This window comes from Dyadobacter frigoris, assembly GCF_005280585.1.
GTDB classification, from domain to species: Bacteria; Bacteroidota; Bacteroidia; order Cytophagales; family Spirosomataceae; genus Dyadobacter; species Dyadobacter frigoris.
Map to the genome: position 1 here is coordinate 553359 of NZ_SZVO01000002.1, position 17180 is coordinate 570538.

A 17180-nucleotide genomic window follows, 5' to 3' on the forward strand; every position below is an offset into this window, starting at 1 on the left:
CCTCTGCTGCAAAACTATCTGGTGGTGCCCCCATTCGTGAGACTAACGACTTGTTATTCAAAACGATCACCGTTCTTTTTTGCCAGGTCATCCATAAATACCGGGTCCCAGTTATCCATCGAACCCCAGCGGAATATTACTGGCCAACAAAAATTTCGAAACGCTTGATTTTATGCTGTATTTAGAATCGGAAACAATTAATGTTAATGATATCAGTCAAAATGTATTATTTCTTTCCCGCCATTATTTCGACAGCGCTAAATATCCGATGTAATTCTTCATTGGGACCAATCCGAACAGGTTTGTAGTGAACGCGTCCGATTTTGATATGGGAAGGTATGAAATGCATAACCCCGACAATGAACTGATGTTTGAGATTCAATTGATTTTCAGGCGCCTGGTACATGGGTATTAATAATTTGATTAAAATTAAAAGAGCGGATTTATGGATCATTTAAGTAAGGGCGAACGAACCAGGCAACAACTGTTAAAAAACGCGGCATACCTTTTTAACATCAATGGTATAGCAGGTACTTCAGTTGATGATATCCTAAAGGCATCCGGGGTTCACCGAGGAAGCCTTTACAGCCAATTTACAAATAAAGAAGACCTGGTCTATGCATGTACAGATTATCTCCTGAATGAACTTACCCGTCATATAACTATGGCAATTAACAGGGAAAAAAGTGCTGTTGGTAAGATCTTTGCATTTCTGGAACTGAATCGCAATCCGCTTAGCCCATTCATTCAGGGAGGCAACCCCATTCTCAACCTTAGTTTAAGCGCCGATGAATTTACAGCCACCATTCAAGAAAAAATAAAAAAAGTATTATTAAACTATTCCCGCATGTTCAACGAGATATTAAGCAGCGGGGTTCTGTCGGGCGAATTATCGGCTGATCTCTCTATTGAAAATTATTCCCTCAAGATGTGCTGCACTATTCAGGGTGCTATTGCTTATTGTAGTATCGTCCAGTCCAACCTTCCCATGCACCAGTTGGTCGATAGCCTTCGAAAGGAATTACTAACCTATAATTTAAGGTATGAATAGAAACCAAATGAATGTCATTTTTACCAATAAATGCAAGTATTGATATACAAATTGTTATATTTTTATTATAAAGACTGGCCTAAGGACAAGAAACTTCATTATCGAAAGGACTGCACCAATATTCAATAAAAAGGGATTTGCTGGTACACTCCTGTCGGATCTGATGGAAGCTATCGGGCTAATAAAGGGTGGGATTTACGGTAATTTCGAAAACAAAGATTCAGCAGGGCATCCGATCCAGAGAATTTGTTGAAGGTGTCCATGCACGAAAACTGGCACTTCCCAACATCGCGCTAATTGAGGAGGGAATGATGATCTCCAAAGTCGCAGGCCAGTGGGATAGTTTTGAACTGGTACTGGAAACCGTGGAACTGCTGACCCGGGTCATCGAAACAAAAGCAAGAAAAATGACGTGATCAATCTATTTACTCCTACCGGGCCCGGACGGATAAGCAACTCTTAGTAAGTAGCGTAGTTAAGAACTGACTGAACGCCGATTTGCAAGATTAATGTAAGTTACTCAAAATTGTGTGGATTGGATATACCTAAAGGTAATTTAAGGGTGTATATTTGCATTATGAATTTTGTCCCACGATCTGAAGAAACCCGCCGCAGGATCATTGAAACTACGGCGGAACTGTTTAACAAGAAAGGTTATAATGGCACGACCTTAAGCGATCTGACGGCAGCTACGAAGCTGACAAAGGGTGGCATATACGGTAATTTTAAAAATAAGGAAGATATAGCAGTTTCTGTATTTGAATACAACCTGGCTGTTAGCCAAAAAAGTATCGATGCTTTAATGGCCCGGGAGAAAACGATCAAGAACAAGATCCTGGCTCATATCGATGCTTATTATGCCAAAAACGCGGATACCAGGCTTCCGGGCGGTTGTCCATTGCAAAACACAGCCATTGAGGCTGACGATACACATGAAGGCTTGCGAAAAAAGGCATCTTATGGTTTTATGACCTGGAAAAAAGTGCTGGCCGATCTAATAACCAAGGGAGTTGAAAATGGAGAATTCAGAACGGGTATAGATCCCGATAAAATGGCGTTTTCGTTGATCGCGATCATTGAGGGATCAGTATTGCTCGGCCGGACAATGAAGCAGAATGATGTGCAGGCTGCCATTCTGGATACTGCCAAATCCATGGTGGAAAACTTCGTTTAGCGAAGTACTAACCAGATTGACTTTTTAGAAAAAAATGACTATCGTTCCTCAGGGCTAAACATATACCGATTGGTATAAATGCAAACCTCTTCTTACTTTTATCGTACAACTTAGATTATTAATCTCACTACTTTAAACCCTAACTCCGCTCAATTTAGGTAGTCTATACCAATTTTGTTAAAAAGTGTTTTTGCCTTAATGGTCATTTCAGATCTGTGCCATGTTCCTTTTATTTTGATTTGGTAAATGGATTTGGAAAGTTCTATAATGTCTTTGGGGGAATATGTGGATAACATCTTCGCTGTCTTTAGTCGACAGTAAAGTTTGTAGTAGGCAATCATTGCTATAAAATTGGCCATTATCCATCCTTCCAGTACGTGTCGGTCCTGCATGTACATTTTGTCTGCATTCAGGAAATTTTTATAGCTGTCAAACATGATTTCTATTTCATTGCGTTGTTTGTAGGCTTGATATAGCTGCTGCGGGGTTTGCTGGCCGGTCATTTGATAGACCAGGGTCAAAGTGCCAAATCCGTGCATCCTGTCATAAAATTTTTCCTCTGTGTAAGCCTCGGGTTGTGATTTTGTACGTAATAGATAATCGCTTTCTTCTTTTACTTTTAGTTTCTCGTCTAAAAAAGTCACCAATATTATATCTTCTTTTTCATATTGGTAATACCAGATTATTCTGTTTTGATATTCAAAATAATTTTTGATCTCTTTTTTGAAATTGGCTTTCAATAAAGGTGAGAAATCAATCAGGCCGTTGTTTCTACGTAGTGGAATGATGTATTGCAGCTGGTTTGCTGCGAGTTGTTCTATATTTGTTTTACTGTAAAAGCCTTTATCTGCAATGAAGACGACATCTTTAATGGCCATTTCCTTCACACAAAGAGACATTGAGGTGATGTCGGTAATATTTCCATTGATCAGCCGATAGTAGACAGGTTGCTTAAGTTCTGCGGAAAACATATACATGAGCCGTACCTGTTTGTCAAAATCATGGTCAGGATTGTATCCTTTAACATTGATGCCAAGTTGTTCTGATACCGTAGAGACATGTGTTGAATCCATCATCACAAATTTATTACCGTCAGCAGCGCTGACGCCCACCTGTGCTTTCATCCAGTCTACAAGTGCCTCCCGGTTTTCTCCAACAAATTTCAAAGCTGCCGATATCTGTTTATCATTTATGGTATTGGCACTCCAGTGTTCTGAACAGAAATCATGAATATGATAATTGGCCGCCCTTTTAATAGGCGATTGGTAAGCCCATCGCATTAGGGAAAAGGAAAGTAGCCTTTCAATGATATCAGCCCGGAACACGGCTTGCAGCGACTTTATTTCCTCAGACAACAGCTCGGAAAACAAATGGTAGACGCCATAAGTCTTGATGTCGACCTTAGGAAGCTGTGATGCCTGGCGACGGATCAAATCCTTATCCGAAGCAATAAATCCGTAGTCTTGGGTTATTTTTCCCAAAAGACGTACGGTTACCTTATCGGTCCTCTTTTTTTCCTTGTTGTATTGGTAGCGTACTTCATATTTATAGTAGCAACCGTTAATCAATTTGATTTCTGTTTTGGGTTCCTTAAACGGAAGAACCCAGTCTGGTAAATACATAGACAACTTATTTAGGTTGTCTAAATTTAATCAAAAAAACTCAAAAATTAAACTGAATGCTATATTTTGTACATTTTTTAATAGAAGGGTTAAAAAAATGCGGAGTTAGGGTTTAAAACTAGAGAAGTTAGTATCCGGAGTCCTTACCTGATCGGGACCTCACCCATCAGAATAATTCTTCGTAAAGACATAATGTTGTTAAAATGCAGGCCTTCATGAAAAAGGAAATGAGTCGTGATGTCAGAAAGTGCAGATGCATTCGGATGCGGACTTGCAAGAGCATCATAATTTTTGAACAGTCCCGCCCGATAATCCTCGTCTAACTGGCCAACTGCCTGAAGATATAAATGTTTCACCACGGCAATCTCAGCTTCCTCAACCCAAAACGGGTGGGTACCGATTCTAAAATTTACATGGTATTTTTCCTCAACTTTAAGTGCGTTACCTGTCATCAGGTAATACATTTCCAATTGTACTGCCGTCATGTGGCCGATATTCCAAATGATGCTATTGTTAAAGCCACGAGGCACATCATTTATTTGTTCCGTAGTCAAATTCCGAACTACACTAAGAATATATCTGCGGTTTCGCAAAATATAAGGGGCGATTTTTTCCATATTGAACCGTAATCAACAGACTTTAAAACCAAACTTGAATTGTTTTACGCTAAATTGTTACAAATATACAAATACCTTTCGGTATATACCAGAACCTTAAATCGCTTGATACTTTGAATTTGAGCAAAATGCCAAACTTTTAAGCCTATGAAAAAGAGGCCATTTACCATATTACTATAATAATTAAAGTTGAACATTCCAATGTCACAACAAAATAAATGATCTATATAAATAAATACCGAAAGGTATATATCTTAACTTTGCCTGATCAACTAATTTTCAGGTTTTATGATGTTCTCGTTTAACAGCGTCAACGCCCGGAATATCACAGTTATCAGCGAAAAAATTACTGATGACAAAACAGGCTTGAAAGCTATGCTTACGCGAAATATCACCAGTAGGAAAATATGTTGTTTTTTCGGAGTCATCAATCTGAAAATTTAAGAACAAACGAATCTTTAAAAACTACCAGTTTCTGTTTAAGAAGATGGACTCTACTGAGATCGGCGGCAAAATATATATTGCCGCTACATACGGAGGAAAACTTAGTTGATAATTATTTACGGAAATTTCCATACTCCAAAAAGGAAATCATCCTCGGCAGCAAGCAGATTGAATACAACAAGAGCTTTGTCGACAACGAAGGCTTAAAATCAATTTTCAACAAAATATACCAGGATATTAAAATCTATAATAACAACGTTCCCTGCTGGTTAACCCATGAAATGGTTATCCCAATTATCTATGCTTTAAATGACGACCCCTCATACCGAAGTAAGTATTGGTGTAACCCATTTTTAAAATAGTAAGGCTGGATTATGTACAGCGTTTTACTTACCTGAATCATCCGTGTGCCGCTATACATAGAGTGCGGGTTTTGATCGTATTACAATTTTAAATCTGGCGTACTTGCGGTGGCCAGATTCGCAACCTTCTAAACGCGTAAACATACTTCAAAAATGAAAATATTTATATGCTTGTTCATCCTTTTTGCGACTACGGTCAGGGCACAAAAGGTGGTCAATAACCAACTGTCCATCGGTTCGGTCAATCAAATTAATTCTAAAATTCTAAAAGAAAAGCGTACTGTATGGGTATCCCTACCCACAAGTTACTACGAACATCAGTTTGCCAAGGCACATTACCCGGTAATTTATGTTCTTGATGGTGATGCAAATTTTGCAACCGTCAGCGCTATGGCTAAACAATTGAGCATCCGAAACGGCAATACAGAATTTCCCGAAGTCATCGTGGTCGGTATTCTTAATACGGACAGGGAGCTGGATTTTACGCCAACAAAATCTGACTTCCTTACCTATGGGAGATTTCCACCAGGCACCAAAACGGGCGGAGGAGAAAAGTTTACGGCTTTTATAGAAAAAGAAATGATACCTTACATTGATGCCCAATACCCTACGTTACCCTTCAGGATTTTAATTGGGCATTCCTTGGGTGGACTAGCGACTTCTAATGTCTTAATCAATCACACCAAGTTATTTAACAGCTATATCATGATCGACCCAAGTATGTGGTGGGATAACCGTAAATTTTTGGAACATGCGGAGCAAAAGCTTGAACAAAAAAGTTTTAAAGATATCAGTGTCTTTCTGGGAATCGCCAATAACATGCGGTCGGACATTGATACATTAGCACTGCGCAATGATACTTGCATGGCTACATTTCATACGCGCTCCATTTTCCTATTCAAAGATGCCTTTCAGAAAAACAAGGAGAATGGTTTGCACTTTAACTATCGGTTTTATCCAACAGAACCGCACATGAGTGCCCCTTTAATAACCGTTTACGACGGTCTGCATTTCATATTTGATTTCTATACCATGCCCTCTGGCTGGATAGCCAGCTTTTTCAACCCTCATGACCATACAGATATTGCCCAGCTTTTACTCATCATTACCTGGAGGTATCTAAGCGCATAGGTTTCCAGGTATTACCATCAGAAAGCCTGGTCAACAATTACGCTAATTCCGCATCCGGAAGCAGTATGCCTGAAAAAGCGCTCGGCTTATATAAACTAAACGTAACTAATTTATCCCAACAGTTATGGGGCTTATGATAGTTTGGGTGATTATTACAGCAGCCAGAAAAACAAAACCGCAGCAATTTCCTGTTTTCAAAAAGCCCTTCTGCTTAAAGCTGATATAAAAACGAGAAAAAAGCTGGACGCATTGCTAAAAAAATAGTTGCATCTGGTAAGAAACCATGATATAATTGTGATCGGTAAATTAAAACCCTGACTTTGCTATATTTTGGCGAAACCCATTTTATGGAACTCCAATGCAGAGTGAGTGGTATTTGCTCAAAATGCTATCGCAAGAACTACTGGATCTTGAAATGAATGAACTACTCTGTTATGACACCAGGCCGGTTACCGTTGTTTATGAATTGACACCCTACGGCGTTAGCATAAAAGATATTATTGAAAGCATGGAGTAATGAGGCAGAAATCATCACCAAAAAATGATGAACCTCGAAATTCAACAGACTGATTGCAATTTCATTCCTTGTATAGGGAAATTACTACTTTGAAACCTCTTGTTGCCCTGTTTTCTTTCTTAGGTTTTCCTGAATTTCTTTGATCGCTCTTGCCTTATTCTTGACTACTTTAGTCAGTATTGATTTGGGTTCTCGTTTTGAATTGTATTTTTCTCCCCATTCGATCAGATCTATCACAACCGGAACCAGATCAATCGCTTTTTCTGTGAGTGTATAAAGAAATTTAGATTTGTTGAGCAATGACGCTTCCTTCGTCACAAATCCCTGGTTATGAAGAATATTCAGACGATCGACCAAAATATTTGATGCAATTCCTTCCGGGGAATTCAAAAAGTCACTAAAGGACCTTTTTTCACTTAGCATCATATCCCGAAGGATGAGTAAAGTCCATTTATCTCCAAAAATATCAAGCGAATAGCTGATTGGACAATCTGATCTTGAATTAATAATTTTCATAATAAAAACAGATAGTTATTGCATTTTGCAATAACTTATAATAGATTTGCTCTTGCACTTCACAAGAACTACTGAAATACAAACATAAGATATTTCCAGCTATAATCTATGCAAAATACGCTCTACAAACATACTGCAGCGGCTGAGGTGACTTCAAGATCCGGGCGCATTACATCCATCGATGCCTTACGTGGCTTGATTATTATCTTAATGGCTCTTGACCATGTCCGGGATTTTTGGAGTGCTACCCCGTACCGTGCAGATGATGTCTCACAAGCTTCCATCGCCTTATTCATGACAAGATGGATTACGCATTTTTGCGCACCTATCTTTGTTTTTTTGACCGGTGTAAGTATTTTGTTATACAAACAGCAGCAGGGTGATTTAAGAACAGCGAGTATATTTTTATTAAAACGCGGAGCGTGGATGATCTTTCTCGAACTGGCAGTTGTTGGCTTTTTCTGGCAATTTAGCTACGATGTCATTTTCATACAGGTTATCTGGGTCATTGGATGGTCAATGCTGTGCATGGCTGGTCTGATCTGGTTACCGCGATGGCTGCTTACTTCACTTACGGTCATACTTATAGCTGGCCACCAGTTATTAATATATATCGAGCCTAAACAAGTAACAGTAGAGAATCTTGGATGGATTTTTCTGCACAGGCCAGTTCAATTTTTGCCCCTTTCAGAAGGCTTACCCCCCCTATTTGCTGCTTATCCTCTTATACCGTGGGTGGCAGTCATGATTGCAGGCTATTTGGCGGGCTCGTTATTTACGCTTGCCCCTGACCTTCGCAAGCGACGGCTTTTTATTATGGGCTTTGCCTTAATCATTTTCTATATCCTTTTGCGTGCATCCAACATGTACGGAGATCCGAACCCTTGGGTCATTCAGCAGAAAGGAATACTTTATACCCTTTTGTCATTTATTAGTATTAGCAAATATCCTCCATCTCTACTTTATTTAAGCATCACATTGGGTGGAGCGTGCCTGCTATTAGCATTGTTTGAAAATGTACGCGGTAGGGTTATCGATTTCTTTCTTGTATTTGGTAAGGTGCCACTCTTCTTCTATCTCTTACATATACCGCTAATTAATGCCAGTGCCATGCTATGGATGTCGGTAAAATTTGGGTATTCAGTTAATCTATTCTTTTCCTCAAAAGAAGACTGGCCCTCAGCTTATGAACCAAACCTGGTTCGAGCTTATTTCGTGTGGGCGGTATTAATAGCAACGCTATATTTTGCCTGCCGCTGGTATGGAAAATTTAAACAGTCACATTCTTATTGGTGGCTGAAATATTTGTAAGAGTTTTTTTAACATAGACATTACATATAGTTGTAAGCTTCATTAGGCTTGCTGGTATTAGCAGATTTGCTTACCAGTCCTTTTAAAATATTTAAATGATTCAATGTAAACATGCTATGGCCAACGACATAAAAAAGGAAGTATTAGCTTTGTATTTTTCAGATGATTGTCCTGCTATTACGAAAAATGAAGTGGAAAACTGGATAGCTGCAAATGGCGAGAATGCCGAACGGGTCGAGCAGTGGCTTTCAAATTTAAAAATTGATACCGTTTTAAAAATTTTAGCCGACAAGGAGGAAGTATGGCGAAAGATTTTACAAACAAATGGCTAGTCCTGATACTGGCCATGTATGGTTATCTGGGATAAGGGTCTCGCAAAAAAATTTGATAAAACAACTTAAACACCCCAACATCAATTAAAATGTCTGAAATCTCGGGAAGAATTGTTGACTTATATACTAAATAGGCAAGACCCTAAATAAGTACGGTGTAAAATTCTGTAGATGACCGAATAGGTGCTACTTGCTACCATCATTGAATATACTAACTCTTAATTCCAACGATGGACAAGAACTCAGTAACGCACAAAACGATGAGTAAGTTGAATATCAAAACCCTGCTCAGCAGAGTTCAATCTCCCACTAACCTAGCAGATGAAATGATCATGCACAAAGTTATAAAACAGGTAGATTAATTTGTCTACTTTGTTTTTTTAGTAAAAAAAATGTTCATCATAAAGCCGCCAGTAGCTATTTACATGAAAACAGATTACTTTAAGCCCTCTTTCCGAGACATTTTTTTGACCTTACAGATACCGATAGGTATTTATTAAATACATATAATATGTATTTAAACGATGTGTAAAGCGCCTAAAACAAACCAAAAACAGTAAAATTAATGAAAAATAAAATACCAATTGGTATGTTGTAGATCCAATTTTCTTACGCCAACTTAAAGTGTCAAATTAAAAAACGAGCAATGAATGTCTCCAACAAAATAATCCTGATTACCGGTGGTGGTTCAGGAATCGGCTTCGAAATAGCCAAACAATTAATTGCAAAAGGTAACCGTGTGATCATTACGGGCCGTTCGGAAAGCAGGCTTCAAAAGGCAGCAGAACAGTTGAATAATGTGAGTTACATCGTAAGCGATATTACCAGGCCCGAAGATGCGGTAAGGTTAAGATCCCATCTTGAAAATTTAGGAGGATTGGATATACTTATCAATAACGCCGGCAACGCCCACACTTACAAACTTGCCATAGATGCCAGCACAGCTACAAGAGCTACGGAAGAATTTACAACAAACGTCTTTTCTGCTATGCGCCTGATAGATGAACTTTTGCCTCTACTGCTTCAAAGTGATGATGCGGCCATTGTAAATGTTAGTTCTACGGTAGCCCTGGTACCCGCAGGTAGCATCCCTACGTATAGCGCCAGCAAAGCCGCCTTGCATTCATACACCCAATCACTTCGCTTGGCTTTAAGCAAAAACACGTCAATCAAAGTCTTTGAACTCATGCCGCCTCTGGTCGATACAGAGTTTTCGACTGAAATTGGTGGTGAGAATGGTATCCCACCTTCCGAAGTAGCAGACTCCTTATTGAAAGGATTGGAGAACGATACTTATGAAATTCTTACAGGTAACACTGCCGCAATTTACCATTTGTCACGTGCGGCAACCTATGCAGAAGCGTTCAAATTGATGAATCAGGAAGAAGAAGTTTAAACTGTGCGAATGCTGGCGGGGTTGCGAACGAGACTTATGTTCAGACCGTACCCTTACCATCAGGTATTTTGGGTAAATAATCGTAAAGAGGGTGTCTTCTATGTTGAAAAACAAGTCCAGAAATAAATTTAGGCCTTCTTTGGTGAATTTGGACAATACGTTATTAATCTCCCGTTGAAATGTGTTAATCTGAAAGGTTATCTCATTTTAACGGGATCACTTAAATTCTATAAACCACACTTCTCTTAGTGAACATCCACCTGTGAAGAGTCACAGTCTTGTTGTTATGTTATATAAGTGCGGGACGCAAACTCAAAATAGTGAACAGACTACATGATAGCGACACAATTTTTTAATTGCCAGATTTCAAGAAAAAAACTAAACCACATACGTGTGCCCGGAAAGTTGAAGATCAAAATACCGCTCACCGTCTGCTTGCCTCGTATTTGTGTGCAATCTGTTTGCCCTGCTCAACATATTCAATCAGCTCCTGGCGCTTAAAATAAAGCCGCCCGTTTCTTTTATAATGTGGAGAATTCGGACGCGTTGACCATATGATTCCGTGGCAGATTGACCATCACCTGAGTATTACTGACCATGGGCTAAATTATTATCAATCATTTACTTAAACTGGTCAACTCCCACCGAAACTACCTGTCATCAATTTCCGAATTGAGGTGATTAATGGCTCCGAATTCTCCACACTACTACAAAATCTGTTGGTCACCCCGTCTAAATTCTCCACATCCAGGCAAAACTAACTTAGATAATTTCTGTAAATCATCCAGAAATTGGTTCGACAAATGTTCGGGGAGGGGTACATCACTGTCAAGGAGTTACGATATTTTCGTAACTCCTTTTTTTATGCCCGGATTTTTGTGCCAAACATTTAGCGGATCAAGCCCAAAACTTGTGGAGTGGATAGAATTTCCCGCTAAGGCGCCCATCCACTTTCATTGACAGTGCTTTTCATCTCCAAAGAAGATCCCTACTCTACCGTCACCGATTTGGCAAGATTTCTAGGCTGATCAACATTTCTTCCACGCATTACCGCGATGTAATAAGAAAGTAATTGCAAAGGAATAACCGAAACCAGCGGCGTTAGTATTTCATGAACTTCGGGTACTTCAATCACAAAATCGACCATCCCCGGAATTAACGTATCACCTTCTGTAACAATAGCAATAACACGACCTTTACGTGCTTTTACCTCCTGAATATTGGAAACTATTTTTTCATAAGACCCATCTTTTGTAGCCAGAAAAACAACTGGCATATCTTCATCAATTAAAGCAATCGGGCCATGTTTCATTTCCGCTGCGGGATATCCTTCTGCATGGATATAAGAGATTTCTTTTAATTTCAGTGCTCCTTCCAAAGCAACCGGAAAATTCAATCCGCGTCCGAGATAAATAAAATTCCGGACATACGTGAAAATGAAAGCGATCTCTTTGATCTTGGCAGCATTTTCAAAAACCTTTTCGACTTTAGCCGGAATCCCTTCCAGTTCATTCAAGAGCTGCTGATACGTTTCTTCTGAAATAGTACCTTTTCTTTTTGCAACCGCAATGGCGATTAATGTCAAAACCGTTACCTGGGCTGTAAATGCTTTTGTACTTGCTACTCCAATTTCAGGCCCTGCGTGTGTGTAGGCACCTGCATGTGTAGCGCGTGCAATCGACGAACCAACGACATTGCAAACCCCAAAAATAGTGGCTCCTTTGGATTTTGCCAGTTCAATTGCAGCCAGCGTATCAGCCGTTTCACCGGACTGGGAAATGGCTATTACTATATCATTTTTCTTGATAACCGGATTTCTGTAACGGAATTCAGAAGCGTACTCTACTTCCACATTAATTCTTGCCAGTTCTTCAAAAAGATACTCTGCAACTAATCCGGCGTGCCAGGAAGTTCCGCAGCCAACAATTACTATTCTTTCGGCAGCTGCTAATTCATCGATATAATCTGCCAGGCCTCCAAGCTGTAAATGTGCATCAGAAGCTCTTAACCTGCCACGCATACTATCTGCAATGGAGCGTGGCTGCTCAAAGATTTCTTTAATCATGAAATGGTCATAACCACCTTTTTCTATGGTTTCCAGTTCCATTTCAAGTTTCTGGATATAAGGAACTTTCTGTGTATTATCAAGATTCTGGATACTAAGTTTGCCATCACGAATGATCGCAACTTCGTAATCATCCAGATAAACAACATCTTTTGTATATTCAATAATCGGTGTAGCATCCGAAGCAAAGAAAAACTCATCTTCTCCAATTCCGATTACTAATGGACTTCCTTTTCTTGCAGCAATTAGCTGATCCGGAAAATCCACTGACATCACCACAATAGCATATGCACCAACAACTTCCAAAAGCGCAAGTCTGACAGCTTCTTCCAGTGACGCTCCCGTTTCCTTCTGAACATCTTCAATAAAATGAATCAGTACTTCCGTGTCGGTAGCACTATGAAAAACGTGTCCTTTTTTTACAAGATTTTGCTTGATCGAAGCGTAATTTTCAATAATACCATTGTGAATAATGGCCAGCTTATGATCATTTGAAAAATGCGGATGCGCATTTACATCATTGGGCTCACCATGCGTAGCCCAACGCGTGTGCCCTATTCCGATGGTTGATTTCAATTGCTTGCCATTCAATTGGCTTTCAAGATCAGTTACCTTTCCCTTTTTCTTATAAATATTCAATTCTGAATCTTCCATTAATGCAACCCCGGAACTATCATAACCACGATATTCCAGACGTTTCAGACCTTTGATAATTAATGGGTAGGCCTCTCTGCTTCCTACATAAGCAACAATTCCGCACATATTTTCTCTAAATTTATTTGGGATGTATGTATAGTACTAAGTACAAATTAATAAGAACCAGAATTGGATAACAAACTAAATCCTATAAATTATCCAATTTTCATTGAGTGCTCGAACACACACTATGATATTCATTATGAATGATTTATATCTTAAAAAATATTAAAAAATCAAGATAGGAAGATTCCGTGACGTTTATGAAGTTTACCTGCATACCGGGTTTTCATTTACTGAAATAAAAAATATAAGACACAAAAAAAAATGGCGGCCAGAATCTGGTCGCCATCTCTCAATTCATTTTTTCTATTTTAGCTCATCAAATCTGTATACAGATTGTAATAAGATTCAGAGAATTTTTCGTCTTCCTCGTCCAACTCAACACGCTTTGGTGCATCGTTGAAAATCTGGTTAAGGCTGTCGCTGCAATGTTCTTCTGCTTTAACAACGGCATCAGCATAAGCACATCCGATTTTTACAAAACCTTCAAAATCCGCCGAATGAAGATGCGAAAGCGCTTCGTCACTAACATCAATTGCTTTTGCTTTGCTCATCAAATCCGCATCAAATTTATAATCAAAAGCGTTGTTATGTACTGTAAATACACTTTTTGTATCCTTAAACATTGGATCGTTACGATACGTAGTTTTAAGGTACATTGGAATTAAAGCAGTCATCCAGTCGTTGCAATGTACAACGTCCGGTGCCCATCCAAGTTTTTTCACAGTTTCAAGTACACCTTTGCAAAAGAAAATAGCACGCTCGTCGTTATCATCGTAAAAGTTATTCTCTTTATCAAAGAATACAGATTTACGGTGAAAATAGTCATCGTTATCTATAAAATAAACTTGTAATTTGGCGTTTGGAATGGAAGCTACCTTGATAATAAGCGGCTTTTCTTCATCGCCAACCGTAATATTAATTCCTGACAATCGAACTACTTCGTGAAGCCTGTTTTTACGCTCATTGATTAGACCAAATCGAGGTACCAAAATCCTGATTTCTGCCCCACGTTCCTGCATTGCCTGCGGTAGTCTTCTTACATAATCCGCGACATCTGTGGTTTGGAGAAAAGGATTGATTTCACTGGCTACATACAAAATTCGTAGTTTGTCCATTAGATATTTAGCAGTTTGTGAAAAAAAGTTTTGCAAAATTACATAAAAAAAACCGGGATTTCAATAGAAATTAAAAACTAATTGTAATATTGCGCAGAGTTTGGCCGTATTTATGCCAAATATTTTAGAAACCCCCATGAAAAGGCCGGAATTCATCTATTTACCAACAAACCTGAAAAAAGTCAGTTTGTAACGAATCCGGCGTCTTCTAATCTATAAATACCTTTCATGGAAGTTTTTACTTCAATTCATAGCCTAAAAAATTTCCTTTCTGTTCAACGCCTCCAAAATAAAAGCATTGGACTTATCCCAACCATGGGTGCGCTGCATGAAGGACATATATCGCTTATTCAAACTGCTTCTTTTCAGAATGACATCACTGTTTGCAGTATTTTTGTAAATCCCACGCAGTTTAACAACCCGGAGGACCTGGCTAAATACCCAAGGACCCTGGAAGAAGATTGTGCTATGTTGGAAAGTGCAGGCTGCTCAGCCGTTTTCGCACCCACAGTGGACGAAATGTATCCGGAGCCAACAATGCTGACAATGAATTTCGGATTACTTGAAACGGTAATGGAAGGTGCTTCAAGGCCAGGTCATTTTAACGGTGTGGGAATCGTAGTTTCCAAACTGTTTAATATTGTTCAGCCTCATAAAGCTTATTTTGGTCAAAAGGACTTACAGCAGGTTACCGTGGTAAAACGTCTGGTAGCGGATCTGTCCTTCAATCTTGAATTAATTGTTTGTCCAACAGTAAGAGAAAATGACGGCCTGGCTATGTCGTCAAGAAACAGGAGACTGAACGACGCAGAAAGAGCACATGCACCGATTATCTACAAGATTCTGCTGGATGCGAAAGAAAAGATTTTGGGAGGAAATGATATAGAAGAAACAAAAGAAGCCGTACAGCGCGAATTTCTGGTACTTGCCGGCTTCGAACTCGATTATTTTGAAGTTGTCAATATCCGGACTTTACAATCTATACATACTATTGGTTCTACCGCTACAACGGCGCTTTGTATCGCTACATTTTTAGGGTCAGTCCGGTTGATTGATAATATCGTTTTTTAATCCGGTTTGCTATAAAACAGAAAAAGCCTCTTCCGAGGCTTTTTCTGTTTTATAGCAAAATTGATTCTATTCCAATTTCCAGTCTCCGCGATATGTGCGTTTCACAAACTGATTCGCTTCGTCAAAGTTGGTAACTTTCATATTGGTACCATCCCATAACAATTTCTTACGTCCAGGGAAGTCAAAACCTTTCCCATCCGCTTTGGCCTGGCGAAGGTTATAACTGCGAATACCCAGGTTACCCATAATTACCGTTTCAGTAAGCGGGCCTGAGTAATCGAAAGAAGAAGTCAATGCTTTGTGTTCTTTGCTTTGGAAACCAGCTTTACAAGCATCAGACCAGGCAACATGGTGACCGAATTCCGGCATTGGTGTGTATTTGTTTCCAAAATCACCTTCCTTATATTCCAGTTTCGTACCGTTTTTCAAATAAACTTTTGGCGCCTTACCATAGGTTCCGCAAGTCATAACGCCTTTTTCTCCGATCAGCAAAACACCATTGCTGCTATCTGGCTCTCCAAGCGGGTCATTTGCAGGAATCAGGTCTGGATGGAAAGGACGTAATCCACCATCATGCCATGTAAGCGTAACTTCTGATTTATTAACTTTATTGGCCGGAAATTTCAGCTGAACCCTTGCCGAAGGCGGACAACCCTCAGGAATATACTCAGCGTCCCAGTCCTTAATAAATACAGTTCCAACACTACATTCAAGTTCTGTTGGATAACCAAGTCCTAATGTTCTGAAAGCGGGGTCAATCAGGTGACACCCCATATCTCCCAAAGCACCCGTTCCGAAGTTCCACCATCCACGCCATTTGAATGGATGCCATGCCGGGTTATAGTCAACCCAAGGCGCAGAACCAACCCATAAATCCCAGTCAAGTCCTTCCGGAGTTGGCATTTTAGCAGTCGGAACAGGAATACCCTGCGGCCACACCGGACGGTTTGTCCAAACGTGCGCTTCATGGACATTACCAATCAGACCTTTATTAAACCATTCCTTCATTTGATTTTGCGCCGGATTGGAAGCACCCTGATTTCCCATCTGGGTCACGACCTTATATTTTCTGGCAGCTTCTGTAAGCATACGCGCTTCATAAATATCATGCGTCAGAGGTTTTTGCACATACACGTGTTTTCCTCTTTGCATGGCCGCCATCGCAATGATCGCGTGCATATGATCCGTGGTGGAAACGGTTACTGCATCTATATCCTTGCCCATTTCATCAAACATGCGTCTGAAATCTTTATATTTCTTGGCATCCGGATGGAGATCAAAATTCTTTTTTGCCTGGTTCCAGTCAACATCACAAAGTGCTACCAGATTTTCTGCGCCCTTGTTCCAAGCGTTGTTGGTATCCGAAAATCCTTTACCGCCAACACCAATACCGGCAATATTCAATTTATCACTCGGAGCGATAAATCCTTTACCCAGCACGTTCCTTGGAACGATAAAAAAACTTCCCACTGCCGCCGCGGTAGTTTTCTGAAGAAAGTCACGACGGGTCACGCCGCTTGGTTTATTCTCTGTACTCATCGGGTTTTGGTCTTAAATAAGATTAATAATAGTCAAAAGCGTAGTTGGACTAATTCTTACTGAATGAAAACAATCAGCGCTTAAATATACCAACGTTCGACTATATAGTACTATTCTTTCCTATTATTTCAACATTACCATTTCTTATAAAAATC

16 protein-coding genes are annotated in these 17180 nt (G+C 39.6%); 10 read left to right on the forward strand and 6 right to left on the reverse strand.

The annotated features are described in order from the left end of the window. The first annotated feature begins 445 nt into the window (after positions 1-445). The 4 genes from FDK13_RS06025 to FDK13_RS06040 all read left to right on the forward strand — a co-directional run bounded on the left by FDK13_RS06025 (position 446) and on the right by FDK13_RS06040 (position 2225). Entirely contained in the window at positions 446-1051 is a 606-nt protein-coding gene (locus FDK13_RS06025) for a TetR/AcrR family transcriptional regulator (protein ID WP_137339082.1), read from the forward strand. A gap of 118 nt (positions 1052-1169) precedes the next feature. Next, a complete protein-coding gene (locus FDK13_RS36485) occupies positions 1170-1304 on the forward strand; it encodes a TetR family transcriptional regulator (RefSeq protein ID WP_310588125.1) in 135 nt (44 codons plus the stop codon). Continuing rightward, positions 1240-1467: a hypothetical protein gene (locus FDK13_RS06035; protein ID WP_137339083.1), complete on the forward strand. Its 228-nt coding sequence runs from the start codon at positions 1240-1242 to the stop codon at positions 1465-1467. The genes FDK13_RS36485 and FDK13_RS06035 overlap by 65 nt, the downstream gene beginning before the upstream one ends. 161 nt (positions 1468-1628) lie before the next feature. After that, positions 1629-2225, forward strand: a complete 597-nt coding sequence (locus FDK13_RS06040; protein ID WP_137339084.1) for a TetR/AcrR family transcriptional regulator — start codon at positions 1629-1631, stop codon at positions 2223-2225. Positions 2226-2374: 149 nt separating this feature from the next. On the opposite strand, the gene FDK13_RS06045 is transcribed toward FDK13_RS06040, so the two are convergent. Together FDK13_RS06045 and FDK13_RS06050 are read right to left on the reverse strand one after the other, a co-directional pair. After that, complete coding sequence (locus FDK13_RS06045) at positions 2375-3847, reverse strand: transposase (protein WP_137339085.1); 1473 nt, start codon at positions 3845-3847, stop codon at positions 2375-2377. Between the two features lie 143 nt (positions 3848-3990). After that, the gene (locus tag FDK13_RS06050; protein WP_137339086.1) at positions 3991-4464 is read right to left on the reverse strand and encodes a DinB family protein; all 474 of its coding nucleotides are present in this window, start codon (positions 4462-4464) and stop codon (positions 3991-3993) included. A 959-nt stretch (positions 4465-5423) separates the two neighbouring features. On the opposite strand from FDK13_RS06050, the gene FDK13_RS06055 reads away from it, so the two are divergent. Both FDK13_RS06055 and FDK13_RS06060 read left to right on the forward strand, forming a co-directional pair. After that, the gene (locus FDK13_RS06055) at positions 5424-6401 is read left to right on the forward strand and encodes an alpha/beta hydrolase (protein ID WP_137339087.1); all 978 of its coding nucleotides are present in this window, start codon (positions 5424-5426) and stop codon (positions 6399-6401) included. A 385-nt stretch (positions 6402-6786) separates the two neighbouring features. Next, a complete protein-coding gene (locus FDK13_RS06060; RefSeq protein WP_170982724.1) occupies positions 6787-6918 on the forward strand; it encodes a winged helix-turn-helix transcriptional regulator in 132 nt (43 codons plus the stop codon). A gap of 84 nt (positions 6919-7002) precedes the next feature. On the opposite strand, the gene FDK13_RS06065 is transcribed toward FDK13_RS06060, so the two are convergent. Beyond that, positions 7003-7434, reverse strand: a complete 432-nt coding sequence (locus tag FDK13_RS06065) for a winged helix-turn-helix transcriptional regulator (RefSeq protein ID WP_137339089.1) — start codon at positions 7432-7434, stop codon at positions 7003-7005. A 108-nt stretch (positions 7435-7542) separates the two neighbouring features. Here FDK13_RS06065 and FDK13_RS06070 point away from each other — a divergent pair, with 108 nt between their 5' ends. The 3 genes from FDK13_RS06070 to FDK13_RS06080 all read left to right on the forward strand — a co-directional run bounded on the left by FDK13_RS06070 (position 7543) and on the right by FDK13_RS06080 (position 10473). Further along, positions 7543-8745 carry an acetyltransferase domain-containing protein gene (locus FDK13_RS06070; RefSeq protein WP_137339090.1) on the forward strand — a complete coding sequence of 401 codons (1203 nt, stop codon included), beginning with the start codon at positions 7543-7545 and terminating at the stop codon, positions 8743-8745. A 95-nt stretch (positions 8746-8840) separates the two neighbouring features. Further along, on the forward strand, positions 8841-9077 hold the full coding sequence (locus tag FDK13_RS06075) for a hypothetical protein (protein WP_137339091.1): 237 nt from the start codon (positions 8841-8843) through the stop codon (positions 9075-9077). 646 nt (positions 9078-9723) lie between these two features. Next, entirely contained in the window at positions 9724-10473 is a 750-nt protein-coding gene (locus FDK13_RS06080) for an SDR family oxidoreductase (protein ID WP_137339092.1), read from the forward strand. Between the two features lie 988 nt (positions 10474-11461). Here the strand turns inward: FDK13_RS06080 and glmS are convergent. Both glmS and FDK13_RS06090 read right to left on the reverse strand, forming a co-directional pair. Continuing rightward, complete coding sequence (gene glmS, locus FDK13_RS06085) at positions 11462-13300, reverse strand: glutamine--fructose-6-phosphate transaminase (isomerizing) (RefSeq protein WP_137339093.1); 1839 nt, start codon at positions 13298-13300, stop codon at positions 11462-11464. Between the two features lie 308 nt (positions 13301-13608). After that, positions 13609-14415 carry a glycogen/starch synthase gene (locus FDK13_RS06090; protein ID WP_137339094.1) on the reverse strand — a complete coding sequence of 269 codons (807 nt, stop codon included), beginning with the start codon at positions 14413-14415 and terminating at the stop codon, positions 13609-13611. 228 nt (positions 14416-14643) lie between these two features. On the opposite strand from FDK13_RS06090, the gene panC reads away from it, so the two are divergent. After that, on the forward strand, positions 14644-15486 hold the full coding sequence (gene panC / locus FDK13_RS06095) for a pantoate--beta-alanine ligase (protein WP_137339095.1): 843 nt from the start codon (positions 14644-14646) through the stop codon (positions 15484-15486). A gap of 66 nt (positions 15487-15552) precedes the next feature. On the opposite strand, the gene FDK13_RS06100 is transcribed toward panC, so the two are convergent. Next, positions 15553-17025 carry a Gfo/Idh/MocA family protein gene (locus FDK13_RS06100; RefSeq protein ID WP_137339096.1) on the reverse strand — a complete coding sequence of 491 codons (1473 nt, stop codon included), beginning with the start codon at positions 17023-17025 and terminating at the stop codon, positions 15553-15555. Between the last annotated feature and the right edge of the window lie 155 nt (positions 17026-17180).

Bases quoted from the DNA above. Each gene is read 5' to 3' on its own strand.
- FDK13_RS06050 (WP_137339086.1), bottom strand. From the start codon at position 4,464: ATGGAAAAAATCGCCCCTTATATTTTGCGAAACCGCAGATATATTCTT.
- panC (WP_137339095.1), top strand. From the start codon at position 14,644: ATGGAAGTTTTTACTTCAATTCATAGCCTAAAAAATTTCCTTTCTGTT.
- FDK13_RS06090 (WP_137339094.1), bottom strand. From the start codon at position 14,415: ATGGACAAACTACGAATTTTGTATGTAGCCAGTGAAATCAATCCTTTT.
- FDK13_RS06075 (WP_137339091.1), top strand. From the start codon at position 8,841: ATGATTCAATGTAAACATGCTATGGCCAACGACATAAAAAAGGAAGTA.
- FDK13_RS06060 (WP_170982724.1), top strand. From the start codon at position 6,787: ATGCTATCGCAAGAACTACTGGATCTTGAAATGAATGAACTACTCTGT.
- FDK13_RS06055 (WP_137339087.1), top strand. From the start codon at position 5,424: ATGAAAATATTTATATGCTTGTTCATCCTTTTTGCGACTACGGTCAGG.
- FDK13_RS06100 (WP_137339096.1), bottom strand. From the start codon at position 17,025: ATGAGTACAGAGAATAAACCAAGCGGCGTGACCCGTCGTGACTTTCTT.
- glmS (WP_137339093.1), bottom strand. From the start codon at position 13,300: ATGTGCGGAATTGTTGCTTATGTAGGAAGCAGAGAGGCCTACCCATTA.
- FDK13_RS06040 (WP_137339084.1), top strand. From the start codon at position 1,629: ATGAATTTTGTCCCACGATCTGAAGAAACCCGCCGCAGGATCATTGAA.
- FDK13_RS06070 (WP_137339090.1), top strand. From the start codon at position 7,543: ATGCAAAATACGCTCTACAAACATACTGCAGCGGCTGAGGTGACTTCA.
- FDK13_RS06045 (WP_137339085.1), bottom strand. From the start codon at position 3,847: ATGTATTTACCAGACTGGGTTCTTCCGTTTAAGGAACCCAAAACAGAA.
- FDK13_RS06065 (WP_137339089.1), bottom strand. From the start codon at position 7,434: ATGAAAATTATTAATTCAAGATCAGATTGTCCAATCAGCTATTCGCTT.
- FDK13_RS06025 (WP_137339082.1), top strand. From the start codon at position 446: ATGGATCATTTAAGTAAGGGCGAACGAACCAGGCAACAACTGTTAAAA.
- FDK13_RS06080 (WP_137339092.1), top strand. From the start codon at position 9,724: ATGAATGTCTCCAACAAAATAATCCTGATTACCGGTGGTGGTTCAGGA.